Genomic DNA, 16,160 nt, shown 5'->3' with positions numbered 1-16,160 from the left:
GAACACCATGACAGCCAGGTACCAGGGCGTGTTTCCGGTGGTGCCCACCACCTTCACCGACGCGGGCGAACTCGATCTGGAAAGCCAGAAGCGCTGCGTCGATTTCATGATCGATGCCGGCTCCACGGGCCTGTGCATACTCGCCAACTTCTCCGAACAGTTTGTGCTGTCGGACGAGGAGCGCGAGGTGCTGACCGCGGCCATCCTCCAACATGTGGCGGGCCGCGTGCCGGTGATTGTGACCACCACCCACTTCGGCACCAAGGTCTGCGCCGAACGCAGCCGCCGCGCGCAGGACCTGGGCGCGGCCATGGTCATGGTGATGCCGCCCTACCATGGCGCCACCATTCGTGTGACGGAAGAAAAAATCTACGAGTTCTTCGCCACGCTGTCGGCCGCCATCGACATCCCCATCATGATCCAGGACGCGCCCGTGAGCGGTACCGCGCTGTCGGCCCCTTTCCTGGCGCGCATGGCGAAGGAGATTCGCAACGTTGCCTACTTCAAGATCGAAACGCCCGGCGCAGCCTCCAAGCTGCGCGAGCTGCTGCGCCTGGGTGGCGACGCAATTGAAGGCCCCTGGGACGGCGAGGAAGCCATCACCCTGCTGCCCGACCTGGAGGCCGGCGCGACCGGCGCGATGACGGGCGGCGGCTACCCGGACGGCATACGCAGGATCATGGACGCCTGGGCGGCCGGCCGGCGAGAAGAGGCCGCGGCCGAGTACGCGCGCTGGCTGCCGCTGATCAATTACGAGAACCGCCAGGGCGGCATCCTGACGGCCAAGGCGCTGATGAAGGAAGGCGGCGTGATCGCCTGCGAAGCGCCGCGCCACCCCTTCCCCGCCATGCATCCCGAGGTGCGCAAGGGCTTGCTGGCCACCGCGCGCCGGCTGGACCCGCTGGTGCTGCGCTGGGGCAAATAGGCGCTTCAGCCGCCTGCCGGCGCAGGCTTCGTTTCCTTTCTGGCTCCCCATTTTCAGGACATCCATGCCGCTTCGGGAAACACTCTTGCTGGTGCAAAAATGCGCCCATACCTTCAGCTTCTACGACCTGGCCACGGGCCTGGCGCAAAAGCACATCGTGCTGCCGAATTTTCCGCATGAATTCACGGTGGACGCGGCACGCGGCCTGGCCTATGTGGGCCACTACGGCATAGAGACGGCCAGCCACCTGGGCGACATGGGCGGGCACTCGGTGTTTGTGATCGACCTCGCGCAGCAAAAACACGTGGCCACGCTGAACCTGTGGCCCTACTACCGGCCGCACGGCCTGACGGTGGACGGCCAGGGGCGGCTGTTTGTGATGTCGGAGGCGCACAACGTGTTGCTGCGCTTCTCGAACCCGGGGACGGTGTTTGTGCCGGACCTGGCCGTGCCCTCGGGCGGCTACAAGACGCATTTGTTCGCGCTGAGCCGGGACGCGCAGACGGCTTATGCGCTCAACCTGCTGTCCAACACCGTGACCAAGATCAAACCCAACGACCCGACGTTCATGCCGGTGGCGATGGTGCCCGGCCCGGTGCCCGAGGGCAATGTGCTGTCGGCCGACGAATCGCTGCTGTATGTGGCCAACCGCGGCGATGACAGCATCGTCGCCATCGACACGGGCAGCATGAAGGTGGTGGCCCGGGGCAAGACGCGGCGCGACCCCAACCGCGTTTACCGCTTCAAGGGTGCCCAGGGCGATGAGCTGCTGCTGACCACCAACTCGGGCGAGCATTCGCTCTCGGTCTTCGGCACCGACCTGCAGGAGCAGCGCTGCCTCCCCCTGCCCGGCAACCCGCTGGCCCTGTCCTTCCACCCGGTGGAGCGCGCCGTTTACATCTCCTTCCAGGACGACACGGTGCGCCGCCTGGATCTCGACAGCTTTGAGTTCGGGCAGCGGATCAACACCCTGCGCGAACCCGATTCGTCTTACGTCTGGCGGCATTGAGGCCATGACGCCGGCGCTGGCCATCGTCGATGCCCACCACCACCTGTGGGACCTGTCGCGCGGGCACTACCCCTGGCTGCAGGAAGGCTATGACCCCGAGGCCTTTTTCCTGGGCGACTACCGCGCCATCTGCCGGGACTTTCTCGCGACCGACTACCGCGCCGCCGCGGGGCCTTGCGAGGTCGTGGCCACCGTACACGTGGAGGCCGAGCGCAGCCGCGATGAACAGCTCGCCGAAACCGCCTGGCTGCACGAGGTGCATGCGGCGCACGGCTTTCCGAATGCCGTGGTCGCCCATGCCTGGTTTGACCGGCCGGACAGCGAGGAGCACCTGCTCGCGCAATCGTGCTTTCCGCTGGTGCGCGGCATACGCAGCAAACCGGTGACCTCGGCCTCACCGGCGCACAGCGTCAAAGGCCAGGCCGGCACCATGCAGGACCCCGCCTGGCTGCGCGGCTTCTCGCTGCTGGAGAAATACGGCCTGCGCTGGGACCTGCGCGTGCCGGCCTGGCATTTGCCCGAGGCGGCCGAGGTGGCAGCCCTGTTTCCCAAGGTGCCCATGGTCCTCAATCACCACGGCTTGGCCTGGGACCGCAGCGAAGAAGGCCTCAAGCGCTGGCGCGGCTGGATGGAGACGCTGGCCCGGCAGGAGAATGTGCACGTCAAGCTCTCGGAATTCGGCCTGCGCGACCGGCCCTGGGAGCGGCAGGACAATGCGCGCATTGTGTATGAAACGATTGCAATTTTCGGATGGCAGCGCTGCATGTTCGCCAGCAACTTCCCGGTGGCCGGCCTGCGCATAAACTACCCTGACCTGGTGGACAGTGTGGCCGGCATGCTGGCCCACCTGCCACACCACCAGCAGCATGCGATGATGTGCGCCAACGCCCTGCGTTTTTATGCGATTGATGTGACACTGCCCTTGTGACCCCTCTCCCCAATCAAGCCCAGCCCCTGGAACCACACCCATGACCACGAAACACAACAACCTCATTGCCGGCCAATGGCTGGCCGGCAATAGCTACAGCCCCAACCTCAATCCCAGCAACCTGGCCGACGTGATCGGCGAATACACGCAGGCCGATGCGGCCGGCCTGGACGCCGCCGTGCAGGCCGCGCAGGCGGCGTTCCCGGCCTGGTCGACCTCGGGCATACAGGCACGCTCGGACGCGCTGGACAAGATAGGTACCGAAATCCTCGCACGCCGCGAAGAGCTGGGCACCCTGCTCTCGCGCGAAGAAGGCAAGACCAAGCCCGAAGGCATAGGCGAGGCCACGCGCGCCGGCCATATCTTCAAGTTCTTCGCCGGTGAATGTCTGCGCCTGTCGGGCGAAACCATTCCCTCGGTGCGCCCCGGCATAGGCGTGGAGATCACGCGCGAGCCCGTGGGCGTGGTCGGCCTGATCACGCCCTGGAACTTCCCCATCGCCATCCCGGCCTGGAAAATCGCGCCCGCGCTGGCCTTCGGCAACTGCGTGGTCTTGAAACCCGCCGACCTGGTGCCCGGCAGCGCCTGGGCGCTGGCCGAGATCATCTCGCGCTCCGGCATCCCGGCCGGCGTGTTCAACCTGGTCATGGGCCCGGGCCGCGTGATCGGCGATGCGCTGGTCAACCACCCCGGCGTCAACGCCATCAGCTTCACCGGCTCGGTCGGCGTGGGCAGCCGCATCGCCGAGGCCTGCGCGAAAAACCTCAAAAAAGTGCAACTCGAAATGGGCGGCAAGAACCCGCAGGTCATCCTCGACGACGCCGACCTCGCGCAGGCGGTTGAGCTCAGCGCGCAGAGCGCCTTCTACTCCACCGGCCAGCGCTGCACGGCCTCCAGCCGCCTGATCGTGACCGAGGGCATCTACCCGGCTTTTGTCAAAGCCCTGCAGGAACGCATGGCCCGCATCAAGGTCGGCGACGCCCTCACGGCCGGCACCGACGTGGGCCCGGTGTCCTCGCAAGCGCAGCTGGAGCAGGACTTGAGTTACATCGAGATCGGCAAGGCCGAGGGCGCGACCCTGGCCTTTGGCGGCGCGCGCATCCCCTGCCACACCGGCAGCGGCGCGGAAGGTTATTACATGCAGCCGGCCCTCTTCAGCGAAAGCACGGCCGGCATGCGCATCAACCGCGAGGAAATCTTCGGCCCGGTCGCCAGCATCATCCGCGTCAAGGACTACGAAGCGGCGCTCACCACCGCCAACGACACGCCCTTCGGCCTGTCGGCCGGCATCGCCACCACCAGCCTCAAATACGCCACCCACTTCAAGCGCCACAGCCAGGCCGGCATGGTCATGGTCAACCTGCCCACAGCGGGGGTTGACTACCACGTGCCCTTCGGTGGCCGCAAAGGCTCCAGCTACGGCCCGCGCGAGCAGGGCAGGTATGCGCAGGAGTTTTTCACGACGGTGAAGACGGCGTATACGCTGGCTTGAGGGTGGTAACGGGGATGCGGACGGCACAGCTTCCCAAAGTGCTGCTGGCGCTGACGGCAGCCTACTTCCTCACCAGCCTCGGCCACTTCAGCCACAACGCAGAGTTCATCTGCGAATACCCAAACCTGCCGGCCTGGCTCACCCGCGCGCAGGTCTATGCAGTGTGGGCGGCCATTACCTCCGTGGGGGCAACCGGCCTGCTGTTGATGCGCAAGAGATTCATGGCCACGGGACTGTTGCTGATAGCCGTGTATGCGGCCCTCGGCTTTGATGGCCTGGGTCACTATGCGGTGGCGCCCCTTGAACTACATCCTTTGCTGGCCAATGTCACGATTCTTTCGGAGGTTGCGGCCGCCGCGCTTTTGCTTCCGGTGGCGCTGTGGCTGCTGGTGTTGCATATGCTCCGCAATAAAGCGCGGATTCAACAGCCATGACCTCACAAATCATTTTTGTAGATGTCGACGACACCATGGTCAGGTCCGTGGGCGCCAAACGCATCCCCATGCCCGCCGTGATAGCCCAGGTCAGGCGGCTTAAATCCGAAGGCGCAACCTTGTTTCTCTGGAGTTCCGGAGGCGCCGAGTACTGCAAGGCCACGGCCATTGAACTTGGAATCAGCGATTGTTTTGACGGCTACCTGCCGAAACCTACAGCGTATATAGACGACCAGCCCGTGCATGAATGGCGGTTTTGCCAGCACATTTATCCGTCGCAGGCTGAGAATGTTTGAGTTCATACCCGGCGTCGGCTTACAAGCATTCCGCCCAGTCCGGCCCTGAACCCCCATGTATCCAATACCTGCCTTGGCCCAACAACTCGAACGTGAATGGGCTTCTGAGCTTGCCTCCTACTTTGAGCGAAGCATCGACGATGTATTTTCGCAGGTTCGCCCTTGGCTGGAGTTTCCTATCGGGGTGCTTCGGATTGAGTTGATGGACGGATCTTTTGCGCAGTTCAAGTACGCAATTTTTATTGTCAGTGAAGCGAAAAAGGCGATTGCGGTCTTCACCGAACATTGCGGAAACCATATTTACCCCTATCACGACGCAAAGGTTTATCGTGACGAAGTACTGGTCTATGCCCAGCTTGGATAAGCACCGTACCCAGGAACAAATGCCGAGGGGTTTCGTCCGGCTTTCAAGCGCAACCACCATTTTGCGCGTCGCCTGTTTGCTCATGTGCTTGCCGCTTTGCATGCTGCCTGCCCGGGCAGCGGACATCGAAAAGCCCGTGGGCAAAAACTGCGGCCTGGCGTCGCCGCCGGCCGCCGCAGGTGAAGAAATGACCCATGGCGTCACCCTGCGCGTCTATCCGCGCGCCAAGGACATCGACACACGCTACAGCGGATGCCAGGCGCTGTTCGCCCCTGAAGGCGAGAAATGGATCGTGCTTTCCCTGACCGAAGTGGTCAACGGCGATGCGGTACGGGTTTGGTCCACCTATGAGACAGATGCTGAGGCTCTCGCTTGTCGCTTCAAGAAAGGCAAGGTGGTTCACGGGAATCCCGACACATGCCCGGCACCCGAGTTCATACTGGTGAAGTCGATGGCGCCGGGCTGCGCACGCATCTTGCCGGGCGCCGCTACCCAACATACCCTCGCGGCCCCGCGACCACCGGGATGCGAATACGATTGACGGACGGTTTTGAGTAAAAGATATGCCTTCTGTTCGGACGAGGACCATATTGTTTAACGTAGAGCAAAACCAGCGAGTTTCCCCATGACCCACCCCCTGCGCTGCCAATGCGGCACCCTCCAAGGCCATGTCAGCCACACCGAATCGGTGTGCCGCGGCGTCTGCTATTGCAAGGACTGCCAGGCTTACGCCCACTTCCTGGGCAAGGCCGACGAGATCCTCGATGAGATGGGCGGGTCGGATGTGGTCGCCACGCTGCCCCAATACGTCAGCTTCACCCAAGGCGTGGAGAAACTGACCTGCATGTCGCTCAGCGACAAAGGCATGCTGCGCTGGTATGCGAGCTGCTGCAACACGCCCATCGGCAACACCTCGCGCGACTTCAAGGTTTCGCATGTCGGGCTGTTGCATAACTGCCTGCAAGATCCATCGACCAGCCTGGACAGCGCTTTCGGCCCGGTGCGCATGCGGGTCGGCATGAAAAGCGCCAAGGGCACGCCCAAGGCCATGGCGTTCAGCACCACGATGGCCATCCTCCAGTTCATGGGCAGGCTGGTGCGCGCCAGGCTGGATGGCAGCTACAGGAAGACGCCCTTTTTTGACCCGGAGACGGGGGCGCCACGGGTCTCGCCCAAGGTGCTTACGCCGGACGAGCGGGCCCGCCTGATGCAGGCGGTTTAGATCTTCAATCGCTGAGCCACGCTCAGGACCGCACCGTGTCCGCCACACGCTCGGCGCAGCGTTTGGCCTGGGCCGCGTCGCGGGCCTCGACCATCACGCGCAGCAGCGGCTCGGTGCCGCTGGCGCGTATCAGCAGGCGACCGGTGTCGCCGAGTTCGGCTTCCACGGTTTTGCTCATGTCGGCCAGGGGTTTGCTGCTTTTCCAGTCCTGGCCGGGCTTGAGGCGCACGTTGATCAAGGTCTGCGGAAACAGCACGACCTCGCTGAGCAGCTGGGCAATGGTCTTGCCGCTGCGCACGCAGGCCTGCAGCACCTGCAGCGCGCTGATCAGGCCGTCGCCGGTGGTGTGCTTGTCGAGCGCCAGCAGATGGCCGGATCCCTCGCCGCCCAGCAGCCAGCCGCGCTTGTCGAGTTCTTCGAGCACGTAGCGGTCGCCGACCTTGGCGCGCACGAACTCCACGCCCTTCTTCTTGAGCGCGACCTCCACGGCCATATTGGTCATCAGCGTGCCGACGGTGCCCGGCACTTTTTCGCCGCGCGCCAGGCGTTCGTTGACCATGAGGAAAAGCACTTCGTCGCCGTTGAAGAGGCGGCCGTCGGCGTCCACCATCTGCAGGCGGTCGGCGTCGCCGTCCAGCGCGATGCCGTAGTGGGCCTTGTTGGCCTTGACGGCCTTGATCAGCGCCTCGGGATGCGTGGCGCCGACTTCGTGGTTGATGTTCAGGCCGTCGGGTGCGCAACCTATGGCGATGACCTCGGCCCCCAGTTCATGGAACACCATGGGCGCGATATGGTAGGCCGCACCGTGGGCGCCGTCGACGACGATCTTCAGGCCCTTGAGCGTGAGGTCGTTGGCAAACGTGCTTTTGCAGAATTCGGTGTAGCGGCCGGCCGCGTCGTCCAGGCGGCGTGCCTTGCCCAAGGTGGCCGAGTCGGCCCAGACGGGCGGCTCTTCAAGGGCGGCTTCGACGGCGAGCTCCCAGGCGTCGTCGAGCTTGGTGCCCTGGGCGCTGAAGAACTTGATGCCGTTGTCGGGGTAGGCGTTGTGGCTGGCGCTGATGACCACGCCCAGGCTGGCGCGCTGCGCCCGCGTGAGGTAGGCCACGCCCGGCGTGGGCAGGGGGCCCAGCAGCACGACGTCGACGCCGGCGGAGTTAAAGCCCGATTCGAGCGCGCTTTCGAGCATGTAGCCCGAGATGCGCGTGTCCTTGCCTATCAGCACCGTGGGGCGGGATTCGGTCTTGCGCAGCACGCGGCCCACGGCATGGGCCAGGCGCAGCACAAAGTCGGGGGTGATGGGCGGCTGGCCCACCGTGCCGCGAATGCCGTCGGTGCCGAAGTATTTTCTGGTCATGGGGTTTTGTCCCTGTGGAGCTTGTTGTTCTGCAAATGTGGGGCTATTTTAGGGCGCGCCGCCCTGCCCGGCTGTCAGCCAAAACCTCAACGCGCGGCCGACCACACCTTAAGAGCTTGTACCGTTTCCTTGACGTCATGCACACGCACAATGCGCGCACCGCGGTCCACGGCCAGCAGGGCCGCCGCGACGCTGGGCACCATGCGGTCGGCCACGTCGAGCTGGGCCACGGCGGCCAGCGAGGTGCTGGTGACGGCGGCCAGGGACGACTTGCGCGACCAGGCGGCCAGCAGCGGGTAGCCGGCGGCGAGAAACTCCCGCTGGCGCGCCAGCAGCGCGAAGTTCTGCGCCACGGTCTTGCCAAAGCCTATGCCCACGTCAAGCACGATGCGCGACCTGGCGACGCCGGCGGCCAGCAGGCCGGCCGCGGCGGCTTCGAGGAAGTCGCGCACCTGCGGCACCACGTCGCCCTCCATGGGCGCGACCTGCATGGTCTGCGGCTCACGGTGCATGTGCATGAGGCAGACGCCGCAATTCGGGTGTTTGGCGACGGCTTCCATCGCGCCGGGTTTGCGCAGGGCCCAGATGTCGTTGATGACGTCGGCGCCCAGGTCCAGCACGGCCTGCATGACCTCGGGCTTGTAGGTGTCCACGGACAGCGGCACGCCCAGCGTGGCCGCATGGCGCACCACGGGCAGCACGCGCGCGAGCTCTTCCTCCAGCGGCACCGGCGGCGCACCGGGGCGCGTGGACTCGCCGCCTATGTCCAGCATGTCGGCGCCGTCCTTGAGCAGTTTTTCGCAATGGGCGAACACGCCGGCAAAGCCGCTGCCGTCACTGAAATACTTGCCGCCGTCCGAAAAAGAATCGGGCGTGACGTTGACGATGCCCATGACGCGGGGCCTGGCGAGGTCGATTTGGAAGCGGGAGGTTTGCCAGATCATGGTTTGTCCTCGGAAATAAAAAACCGGGGACTGGCCCCGGTTGTAGTGACTGCCCGGCAGTCACATTGTGTTCATCACCCGGCTTCAGGCCACCGTGGGTGCCGGGTCGGCGCTGACGGCCGGCGTGCCGCCCGAGGGGCCGCCGCCACCGCCGACGGAAGAGTTGCGCGGCGTCCAGTCCTTGGGCGGGCGCGGCTCCTTGCCGGCCATGATGTCGTCAAGCTGGTCGCCGTCTATGGTTTCCCATTCGAGCAAGGCCTTGGCCATGGCGTGCATCTTGTCCTGGTTCTCCTCGATCAGCCTGCGCGCCAGGGCGTATTGCTGGTCGATGATGCGGCGCACTTCGCCGTCGACTTTTTGCAGGGTCGACTCGCTCATGTTGTTGGTCTTGGTGACCGAGCGGCCCAGGAAGACCTCGCCTTCGTTCTCGGCGTAAACCATGGGGCCCAGGGCCTCGGTCATGCCGTAACGCGTGACCATGTCGCGGGCCAGCGCGGTGGCGCGCTCAAAGTCGTTGCTGGCGCCGGTCGTCATCTGGTTCATGAAGACTTCCTCGGCGATGCGGCCGCCGAACAGCATGCTGATCTGGCTCAGCATGTACTCGCGGTCGTAGCTGTAACGGTCCTGCGCGGGCAGGCTCATGGTCACACCCAGCGCGCGGCCGCGCGGGATGATGGTGACCTTGTGGACCGGGTCGCACTTGGGCAGCATCTTGCCGAGCAGCGCGTGGCCGGACTCGTGGTAGGCCGTGTTGCGGCGCTCTTCCTCGGGCATGACCATGCTCTTGCGTTCTGGGCCCATGAGGATCTTGTCCTTGGCTTTTTCGAAGTCCTGCATCTCGACGGTGCGCGCGTTGCGGCGCGCGGCCATCAGGGCGGCTTCGTTGCAGAGGTTGGCGAGGTCGGCGCCGGACATGCCGGGCGTGCCGCGTGCGATCACGCTGGCGTTCACGTCCTGGCCGAGCGGCACCTTGCGCATGTGCACATTGAGGATCTGCTCGCGGCCGCGGATGTCGGGCAGCGTCACATAGACCTGGCGGTCGAAGCGGCCGGGACGCAGCAAGGCGGCGTCCAGAATGTCCGGGCGGTTGGTGGCGGCCACCACGATCACGCCGACATTGGTTTCAAAGCCGTCCATCTCGACCAGCATCTGGTTCAAGGTCTGCTCGCGTTCGTCGTTACCGCCGCCCAGGCCGGCGCCGCGCTGGCGGCCGACCGCGTCGATTTCATCGATGAAGATGATGCAGGGGGCGTTTTTCTTGGCGTTCTCGAACATGTCGCGCACGCGGGCCGCGCCCACGCCGACGAACATTTCAACGAAGTCGGAGCCGGAAATCGAGAAGAAAGGCACTTTGGCCTCGCCGGCGATGCCCTTGGCCAGCAGGGTCTTGCCGGTGCCCGGGGGGCCGACCAGCAACAGGCCACGCGGAATGCGGCCGCCCAGCTTCTGGAATTTCTGCGGATCTTTGAGGAAATCGACGACTTCCTTGACTTCTTCCTTGGCCTCGTCGCAACCCGCGACGTCGGCGAAGGTGACCGGGTTGGTGGACTCGTCCAGCATGCGCGCCTTGGACTTGCCGAAGCTGAAGGCCCCGCCCTTGCCGCCGCCCTGCATCTGCCGCATGAAGTAGATCCACACGCCTATCAGCAGCAGCATCGGGCCCCAGCTGATCAGCAGCGAGGTGAGGAGGGAGGTTTCTTCGCGGGGCTTGACGTCGAACTTGACGTCGTTGGCGATCAGGTCGCCGACCAGGCCGCGGTCCAGGTAGGTGGCTGTGGTGCGGACCTTGCGGTCGTCCACGGTGGTGGCCGAGATCTCGGTGCCGCCCTGGCCTTCGGCGATGGTCGCCTGCTTGATGCGCTTGCCGCGCACTTCTTCCAGGAACTCGGAGTAACCCAGGTAGTTGGAACCGGCGCCGCCACGTGTATCAAATTGCTTGAATACGGTGAACAGCACCATGGCGATCACCAGCCAGATTGCAATTTTGGAAAACCACTGATTGTTCAAGGACTACTCCGGTGTAAGAACAAAAGTCACATGCGCCTGATTTTAGGCCTTTCAAGGGCCAAAACAGCTTAACCCGGTCCCGGCCCCTGGTTTAAAGCGGGATTAAGGGAAAGTCCGTGGCTTTAGGCACGCTTTTTCAGCCCCCGGCCTATCAGAAAGGTTTCCGATGAGCCCGGTCGCGAAGCCTTGGGCTTGAGCGGCTTGACGACCTTGAAGGTATCGCGGAACAGCTTGACCAGCTGGTCGTAGCCGCTGCCGTGGAACAGCTTGACCACCAGCGTGCCGTCCGGTTTCATGCGGTTTTGGGCGAATTCCACGGCCAGTTCTATCAAATGGGCGATACGGGCCGCGTCGGCCGACTCGATGCCCGAGAGATTGGGCGCCATGTCCGAAATCACCAGGTCCACCTGGACCTGGCCGTCGGGGCCGGCCAGGGTGTCCTCCAGCTGCTGCAGCACCTCGGCCTCGCGGAAATCGCCCTGGATAAAGGTCACGCCCTCAATCGGCTCCATGGGCAGCAGGTCCAGCCCGATGATGCGGCCGTTGAGCGTGCCCGCCGCCGCGCCCGCGGGAGACAGCTTGCGCCGCACGTACTGGCTCCAGGCGCCGGGCGTGCTGCCCAGGTCGACCACGCAGTCGCCCGGCTTGACCAAGCCAAAGGTTTCGTCGATTTCCTTCAATTTGTAAGCGGCGCGGGCCCGGTAGCCCTCTTTCTGGGCGAGCTTCACATAGGGATCGTTGATGTGCTCGTGCAGCCAGGCCTTGTTGACTTTTCCCTTGCCGCCGGCCTTCACGGCGGTTTTGCCGGCCGCCTTGGCGGCGGCCTTGGCATCGGTCTGGACGCCGGGCTTGAAACCGGTCTTGGCATTTACTTTCATGGGGCCTATTGTCCTCTCCCGGACTCACCCGATAATTGGGCCATGGCTCAAATACAACTTACCCCCGCCCAGCGCAAGGACCACCGCGCCGATGCCCACCACCTGAATGCAGTCGTGATGATAGGTTCCGACGGGCTGACACCCGCCGTCAAGAAGGAAACCGACGCGGCGCTCAAGGCCCACGGGCTCATCAAGGTGCGGGTGCTGTCGGACGACCGCGCCGGCCGCGAGGAGATCTTCCAGACCCTGGCCGACGAACTCAATGCCGCGCCCATCCAGCACATCGGCAAGCTGCTGGTGCTTTGGCGCCCCATGCCGCCCAAGGAAAAAAAGGTCAACGAAGACCGCATGCCCGGCCCGCGCGACGTCAAGGTGCTGAAGAACAGCTCGCGCCACGGCCAGCGGCCAGAGGTCAAAACCCTGCGCGTGCTGGGCAACCAGCGCCTCACGCCGGGCGGCACCGTCAAGCGGGCCAAAAAACCCCAGCTCAAAAGCGTCAAGAAAAGCGCCCAGGGCTGAGACCCACTGCGGGCTGCCGGCCGACGGCCCCGGGCCAATCACCCCGATAGCGACATTCTTCTTGCCGGCCGCACGGAACCGCCTTTAGATTTGAGGCTTCCGCCCACAGCTACACGCCATGACCAATCCCCTTCTCGACTTTTCCGACCTCCCCCTGTTTGACCGTATCCAGCCCGAACATGTGGGCCCCGCCGTCGACGACCTGATGGCCAAGGCGGATACGGCCCTGGAAACCGTCACCGCCCCGGATTTCCCGGCCACCTGGACCGGCATCGCCCGCGTGCTGGACGTCGCCACCGAGAACCTGGGCCGCGCCTGGGGCGCCGTGAGCCACCTCAACAGCGTGGCCGACTCGCCCGAGCTGCGCGCCGCCTACAACGCCGCCCTGCCGCGCGTGACCGAGTTCTGGACCCGGCTGGGCGCCGACGAGCGCCTCTACGCCAAGTACAAGGCCATCGACGTCGCCAGCCTGAACGCCGAGCAGCGCCAGGCCCACAAGAATGCGATCCGCAACTTTGTGCTCTCGGGCGCCGAACTGCAGGGCGCTGACCGCGAGCGATTCGCGCAAATCCAGGAACGCCAGGCCGAGCTGAGCCAGAAGTTCAGCGAAAACGCGCTGGACGCGACCGACGCCTTCGCCTACTACGCCACCGAAGCCGAAATCGCCGGCATCCCGGCCGACGTGCTGCAGACGGCGCGCGCCCAGGCCGAGGCTGAAGGCAAGGCCGGCTACCGCCTGAGCCTGAAGATGCCGAGCTACCTGCCCGTCATGCAGTTCGCCGCCAGCGGCAAGCTGCGCGAGACCCTGTACAGGGCCTACACCACACGCGCCAGCGACCAGGCCGCGCCCGAGTTCAGCAAGTTCGACAACAGCGCCATCATGAAAGAGATCCTCGCGCTGCGCCTGGAAGAAGCCCAGCTGCTGGGCTACCGCAATTTCGGTGAGGTGTCGGTAGTCGCCAAGATGGCCCAGTCGCCCGACGAAGTGATCACTTTTTTGCGCGACCTGGCGCGCCGCGCCCGCCCCTACGCCGAAAAAGACGTGGCCGACCTGCGCGCCTTCGCCGCCGGCCAGCTCGGCATGGCCGAACTCCAGCCCTGGGACTATGCCTACGTCGGTGAAAAACTCAAGGAAGCGCGCTACGCCTTCAGCGAACAGGAGGTCAAGCAGTACTTCACCGCGCCCAAGGTGCTGGCGGGCCTCTTCAAGATCGTCGAGACCCTGTTTGAAGTCGCCATCCGCAAGGATTCGGCCCCGGTGTGGAAGCCCGGCGTGGAGTTCTACCGCATTGAACGCAATGGCGAACTCGTCGGCCAGTTCTACCTCGACCAGCCGGCCCGCACCGGCAAACGCGGCGGCGCCTGGATGGACGACGTGCGCGCGCGCTGGCTGCGCCCCGACACCGGCCGGCTGCAAACCCCGGTCGCCCACCTGGTCTGCAACTTCGCCGAGGGCGTGGGCGGCAAGCCCGCACTGCTCACACATGACGACGTGACCACGCTGTTCCACGAATTCGGCCACGGCCTGCACCACATGCTGACCCAGGTCAACGAGCGCGACGTCTCCGGCATCAGCGGTGTCGAGTGGGACGCGGTCGAGCTGCCCAGCCAGTTCATGGAGAACTTCTGCTGGGAATGGGACGTGCTCAAGCACATGACGGCGCATGTCGAGACCGGCGCGCCGCTGCCGCGCGCGCTGTTCGACAAGATGCTGGCGGCCAAGAACTTCCAGAGCGGCATGCAGACGCTGCGCCAGGTCGAGTTCTCGCTGTTCGACATGCTGCTGCACACCTCGCACAAGCCGGCCGACGACCTCATGGGCCTGCTGAACGAGGTGCGCCGCGAAGTCGCCGTGATCCCCTCGCCGCCCTACAGCCGCACCGCGCATACTTTCAGCCACATATTTTCGGGTGGTTACGCCGCCGGGTATTACAGCTACAAATGGGCGGAAGTCCTGTCGGCCGACGCCTACGCCGCCTTCGAGGAAGCGGCTACAGCCGCGCCCTCGCCGTCGGGCGACGATGGCGGCAAGACCACGGTCACGGTGGAAACCGGCCGGAAATACCGCCAAGCCATCCTGGAGGCGGGCGGGAGCCGGCCGGCCATGGAGTCTTTCAAGGCCTTCCGGGGCCGCGAACCCTCGATTGATGCTTTGCTGCGTCATCAGGGTATGGCCTGACACCGTCAAAACACCTAAAACGTTGTGAGACTTCCAGGGCCTGCGTTAAGCTTGCCTTTTGATTTGAGCTTGCTCTTTCCGCCACCCCGTACCTGAGACGACTGGAACACCCATGAACACCAATGCCGTGAAATCCCTCGCGCCCCATGCTTTGCTGGCCCTGGCAATCGCCGCGGGCGGTCTTTTTTCGACCCTGGCGCAAGCCCAGCAGGTCTACCGCATCGTCGGGCCCGACGGCAAGGTGACCTTCTCCGACCAGCCGCCGCCCGCGGCCGCCGGCGCCAAGGTCAGCGCGGCCACCCCCGGCGCGGGCGCCGGCGGCGCGGCGCCCACCGGCCTTCCTTTCGAACTGCGGCAAATCGCCAGCAAATACCCGGTGACCCTGTATTCCGGCAACGACTGCGGCCCCTGCGCCACCGCCAAGTCCATGCTGACCAACCGCGGCATTCCGTTTTCCGAGCGCACGGTCATCACCAGCGAGGATTTCAAGGCGCTGCAGCGGCTCAGCGGCGACACCTCGCTGCCCTTCGCCACCATAGGCAGCCAGCAGCTCAAGGGCTTTTCCGACGTGGAGTGGACCCAGTTCCTGAACGCCGCCGGCTATCCTCCCGCCTCGGTGCTGCCGGCCAGCTACCGCCCGCCGGCTGCCACGCCCCTGGTGGCCGTCATCGCGCCATCGGCCACGGGTAGCGGCCCAGCCCGCACCGCCGCGGCACCCGCAGCCGCGCCGGTCGCCCCGCCGCCGCCGGCAGCCGACAACCCGGCCGGCATCAAGTTTTAAGCAGTTCCGTTCCTCCAATGCAAAACGCCGGGTTCCCACCCGGCGTTTTGCTTTCCGGGCGGAGCCGGAAGTTCAGAACACCAGCGTCTTGACGCCGCCGGGCGTGCCCAGCAGGCACACATGGGCTTTCTGGAAGGCGAACACCCCCACTGTCACCACGCCCGGCCACTGGCTGACCTCGGATTCAAAGGCCAGCGGGTCGGTGATCTTCAGGCCTGTCACGTCCAGGATGTGCTGGCCGTTGTCGGTCACCAGCGGCTTGCCGTCCTTCAGGCGCAGCGTCGCCGTGCCGCCCAGCGCCGCGAACTGCCGCGCGATGCGTTTGGCGGCCATGGGAATCACCTCGACCGGCAACGGGAAGCTGCCCAGGGCTGCCACCAGCTTGGACTCGTCGGCGATGCAGACAAACTTGCGCGACTGCGCCGCCACGATTTTTTCGCGTGTGAGCGCCGCGCCGCCGCCCTTGACCATATAGCCTGCGTGGTCGATTTCATCGGCGCCGTCGATGTAGACGCCCAGTTCATCGACCTCGGTCGCGTCAAAGACCTTGATGCCCAGCGCCTGCAGGCGCTCGGTGGAGGCGACCGAGCTGGACACCGCGCCCGCGATGCGGTCCTTCATGGTGGCCAGCGCGTCGATGAATTTGTTGACCGTGGAGCCGGTGCCGACGCCGACAATGCTGCCTTCTTCCACGTAGTGCAGGGCCGCCTGGCCGACCAGGGTTTTGAGTTCGTCTTGGGTCATGGGAGTGTTGGGAGGGATGGAATCGGGAGGGTGAAACGGGTTTTGCGACAATCGGGGCTCTTGCCCGGGCGCACCGGGCCATTC

17 protein-coding genes are annotated in these 16,160 nt (G+C 64.9%); 12 read left to right on the top strand and 5 right to left on the bottom strand.

Features of this window, described 5'->3' with window-relative positions; all coding sequences use genetic code 11:
* Nucleotides 1–7: 7 nt before the first annotated feature.
* The 9 genes from PMI15_RS21200 (at nt 8) to PMI15_RS21160 (ending at nt 6,670) form a co-directional block, all read left to right on the top strand.
* Entirely contained in the window at nt 8–925 is a 918-nt protein-coding gene (locus tag PMI15_RS21200) for a dihydrodipicolinate synthase family protein (RefSeq protein WP_007873996.1), read from the top strand.
* 64 nt (nt 926–989) lie between these two features.
* Nucleotides 990–1,934 (top strand): YncE family protein, encoded by a 945-nt coding sequence (locus tag PMI15_RS21195; RefSeq protein ID WP_007873995.1) that lies wholly within the window; start codon nt 990–992, stop codon nt 1,932–1,934.
* 4 nt (nt 1,935–1,938) lie between these two features.
* Entirely contained in the window at nt 1,939–2,862 is a 924-nt protein-coding gene (locus PMI15_RS21190) for an amidohydrolase (protein ID WP_007873993.1), read from the top strand.
* 40 nt (nt 2,863–2,902) lie between these two features.
* The gene (locus PMI15_RS21185; RefSeq protein WP_007873992.1) at nt 2,903–4,354 is read left to right on the top strand and encodes an aldehyde dehydrogenase family protein; all 1,452 of its coding nucleotides are present in this window, start codon (nt 2,903–2,905) and stop codon (nt 4,352–4,354) included.
* 14 nt (nt 4,355–4,368) lie between these two features.
* Nucleotides 4,369–4,788: a hypothetical protein gene (locus tag PMI15_RS21180; protein ID WP_007873991.1), complete on the top strand. Its 420-nt coding sequence runs from the start codon at nt 4,369–4,371 to the stop codon at nt 4,786–4,788.
* Entirely contained in the window at nt 4,785–5,084 is a 300-nt protein-coding gene (locus tag PMI15_RS21175) for an HAD family hydrolase (protein ID WP_007873990.1), read from the top strand. Before PMI15_RS21180 ends, PMI15_RS21175 begins: the two co-directional genes overlap by 4 nt.
* A 73-nt stretch (nt 5,085–5,157) precedes the next feature.
* Complete coding sequence (locus PMI15_RS21170) at nt 5,158–5,448, top strand: hypothetical protein (protein ID WP_157214705.1); 291 nt, start codon at nt 5,158–5,160, stop codon at nt 5,446–5,448.
* The gene (locus tag PMI15_RS21165) at nt 5,441–5,989 is read left to right on the top strand and encodes a hypothetical protein (RefSeq protein WP_157214704.1); all 549 of its coding nucleotides are present in this window, start codon (nt 5,441–5,443) and stop codon (nt 5,987–5,989) included. Before PMI15_RS21170 ends, PMI15_RS21165 begins: the two co-directional genes overlap by 8 nt.
* 84 nt (nt 5,990–6,073) lie before the next feature.
* The gene (locus PMI15_RS21160) at nt 6,074–6,670 is read left to right on the top strand and encodes a DUF6151 family protein (protein ID WP_007873988.1); all 597 of its coding nucleotides are present in this window, start codon (nt 6,074–6,076) and stop codon (nt 6,668–6,670) included.
* A 22-nt stretch (nt 6,671–6,692) separates the two neighbouring features.
* On the opposite strand, the gene glmM is transcribed toward PMI15_RS21160, so the two are convergent.
* From glmM to PMI15_RS21140, 4 genes are all read right to left on the bottom strand, one after another.
* Nucleotides 6,693–8,024, bottom strand: coding sequence for a phosphoglucosamine mutase (glmM, locus tag PMI15_RS21155; RefSeq protein WP_007873987.1), 1,332 nt, complete (start codon nt 8,022–8,024; stop codon nt 6,693–6,695).
* An 86-nt stretch (nt 8,025–8,110) separates the two neighbouring features.
* Complete coding sequence (folP, locus tag PMI15_RS21150) at nt 8,111–8,968, bottom strand: dihydropteroate synthase (RefSeq protein WP_007873986.1); 858 nt, start codon at nt 8,966–8,968, stop codon at nt 8,111–8,113.
* A gap of 84 nt (nt 8,969–9,052) precedes the next feature.
* Nucleotides 9,053–10,975, bottom strand: a complete 1,923-nt coding sequence (ftsH, locus tag PMI15_RS21145) for an ATP-dependent zinc metalloprotease FtsH (protein ID WP_007873985.1) — start codon at nt 10,973–10,975, stop codon at nt 9,053–9,055.
* A gap of 122 nt (nt 10,976–11,097) precedes the next feature.
* Nucleotides 11,098–11,853 carry an RlmE family RNA methyltransferase gene (locus PMI15_RS21140; protein ID WP_007873984.1) on the bottom strand — a complete coding sequence of 252 codons (756 nt, stop codon included), beginning with the start codon at nt 11,851–11,853 and terminating at the stop codon, nt 11,098–11,100.
* Nucleotides 11,854–11,895: 42 nt separating this feature from the next.
* Between PMI15_RS21140 and PMI15_RS21135 the strand changes: the two genes are divergently transcribed.
* From PMI15_RS21135 to PMI15_RS21125, 3 genes are all read left to right on the top strand, one after another.
* Complete coding sequence (locus PMI15_RS21135) at nt 11,896–12,372, top strand: YhbY family RNA-binding protein (protein WP_007873983.1); 477 nt, start codon at nt 11,896–11,898, stop codon at nt 12,370–12,372.
* Nucleotides 12,373–12,490: 118 nt separating this feature from the next.
* The gene (locus PMI15_RS21130; protein WP_007873982.1) at nt 12,491–14,551 is read left to right on the top strand and encodes a M3 family metallopeptidase; all 2,061 of its coding nucleotides are present in this window, start codon (nt 12,491–12,493) and stop codon (nt 14,549–14,551) included.
* A gap of 112 nt (nt 14,552–14,663) precedes the next feature.
* Nucleotides 14,664–15,332, top strand: coding sequence for a glutaredoxin family protein (locus PMI15_RS21125; protein ID WP_007873981.1), 669 nt, complete (start codon nt 14,664–14,666; stop codon nt 15,330–15,332).
* Between the two features lie 72 nt (nt 15,333–15,404).
* Here PMI15_RS21125 and rpiA read toward each other — a convergent pair whose 3' ends face one another.
* Nucleotides 15,405–16,076: a ribose-5-phosphate isomerase RpiA gene (rpiA, locus tag PMI15_RS21120; RefSeq protein WP_007873980.1), complete on the bottom strand. Its 672-nt coding sequence runs from the start codon at nt 16,074–16,076 to the stop codon at nt 15,405–15,407.
* Nucleotides 16,077–16,160 lie beyond the last annotated feature (84 nt).

Origin of the sequence: Polaromonas sp. CF318 (genome assembly GCF_000282655.1) — a bacterium.
Classification (GTDB): Bacteria; Pseudomonadota; Gammaproteobacteria; order Burkholderiales; family Burkholderiaceae_C; genus Polaromonas.
Note: the sequence above shows the minus strand (reverse complement) of the source record. Positions and strands in the feature narration are given on the sequence as shown.

Bases quoted from the DNA above. Each gene is read 5' to 3' on its own strand.
- PMI15_RS21125 (WP_007873981.1), top strand. From the start codon at position 14,664: ATGAACACCAATGCCGTGAAATCCCTCGCGCCCCATGCTTTGCTGGCC.
- PMI15_RS21185 (WP_007873992.1), top strand. From the start codon at position 2,903: ATGACCACGAAACACAACAACCTCATTGCCGGCCAATGGCTGGCCGGC.
- PMI15_RS21135 (WP_007873983.1), top strand. From the start codon at position 11,896: ATGGCTCAAATACAACTTACCCCCGCCCAGCGCAAGGACCACCGCGCC.
- glmM (WP_007873987.1), bottom strand. From the start codon at position 8,024: ATGACCAGAAAATACTTCGGCACCGACGGCATTCGCGGCACGGTGGGC.
- PMI15_RS21180 (WP_007873991.1), top strand. From the start codon at position 4,369: ATGCGGACGGCACAGCTTCCCAAAGTGCTGCTGGCGCTGACGGCAGCC.
- PMI15_RS21130 (WP_007873982.1), top strand. From the start codon at position 12,491: ATGACCAATCCCCTTCTCGACTTTTCCGACCTCCCCCTGTTTGACCGT.
- rpiA (WP_007873980.1), bottom strand. From the start codon at position 16,076: ATGACCCAAGACGAACTCAAAACCCTGGTCGGCCAGGCGGCCCTGCAC.
- PMI15_RS21140 (WP_007873984.1), bottom strand. From the start codon at position 11,853: ATGAAAGTAAATGCCAAGACCGGTTTCAAGCCCGGCGTCCAGACCGAT.
- PMI15_RS21200 (WP_007873996.1), top strand. From the start codon at position 8: ATGACAGCCAGGTACCAGGGCGTGTTTCCGGTGGTGCCCACCACCTTC.
- PMI15_RS21160 (WP_007873988.1), top strand. From the start codon at position 6,074: ATGACCCACCCCCTGCGCTGCCAATGCGGCACCCTCCAAGGCCATGTC.
- PMI15_RS21190 (WP_007873993.1), top strand. From the start codon at position 1,939: ATGACGCCGGCGCTGGCCATCGTCGATGCCCACCACCACCTGTGGGAC.
- folP (WP_007873986.1), bottom strand. From the start codon at position 8,968: ATGATCTGGCAAACCTCCCGCTTCCAAATCGACCTCGCCAGGCCCCGC.
- PMI15_RS21175 (WP_007873990.1), top strand. From the start codon at position 4,785: ATGACCTCACAAATCATTTTTGTAGATGTCGACGACACCATGGTCAGG.
- PMI15_RS21195 (WP_007873995.1), top strand. From the start codon at position 990: ATGCCGCTTCGGGAAACACTCTTGCTGGTGCAAAAATGCGCCCATACC.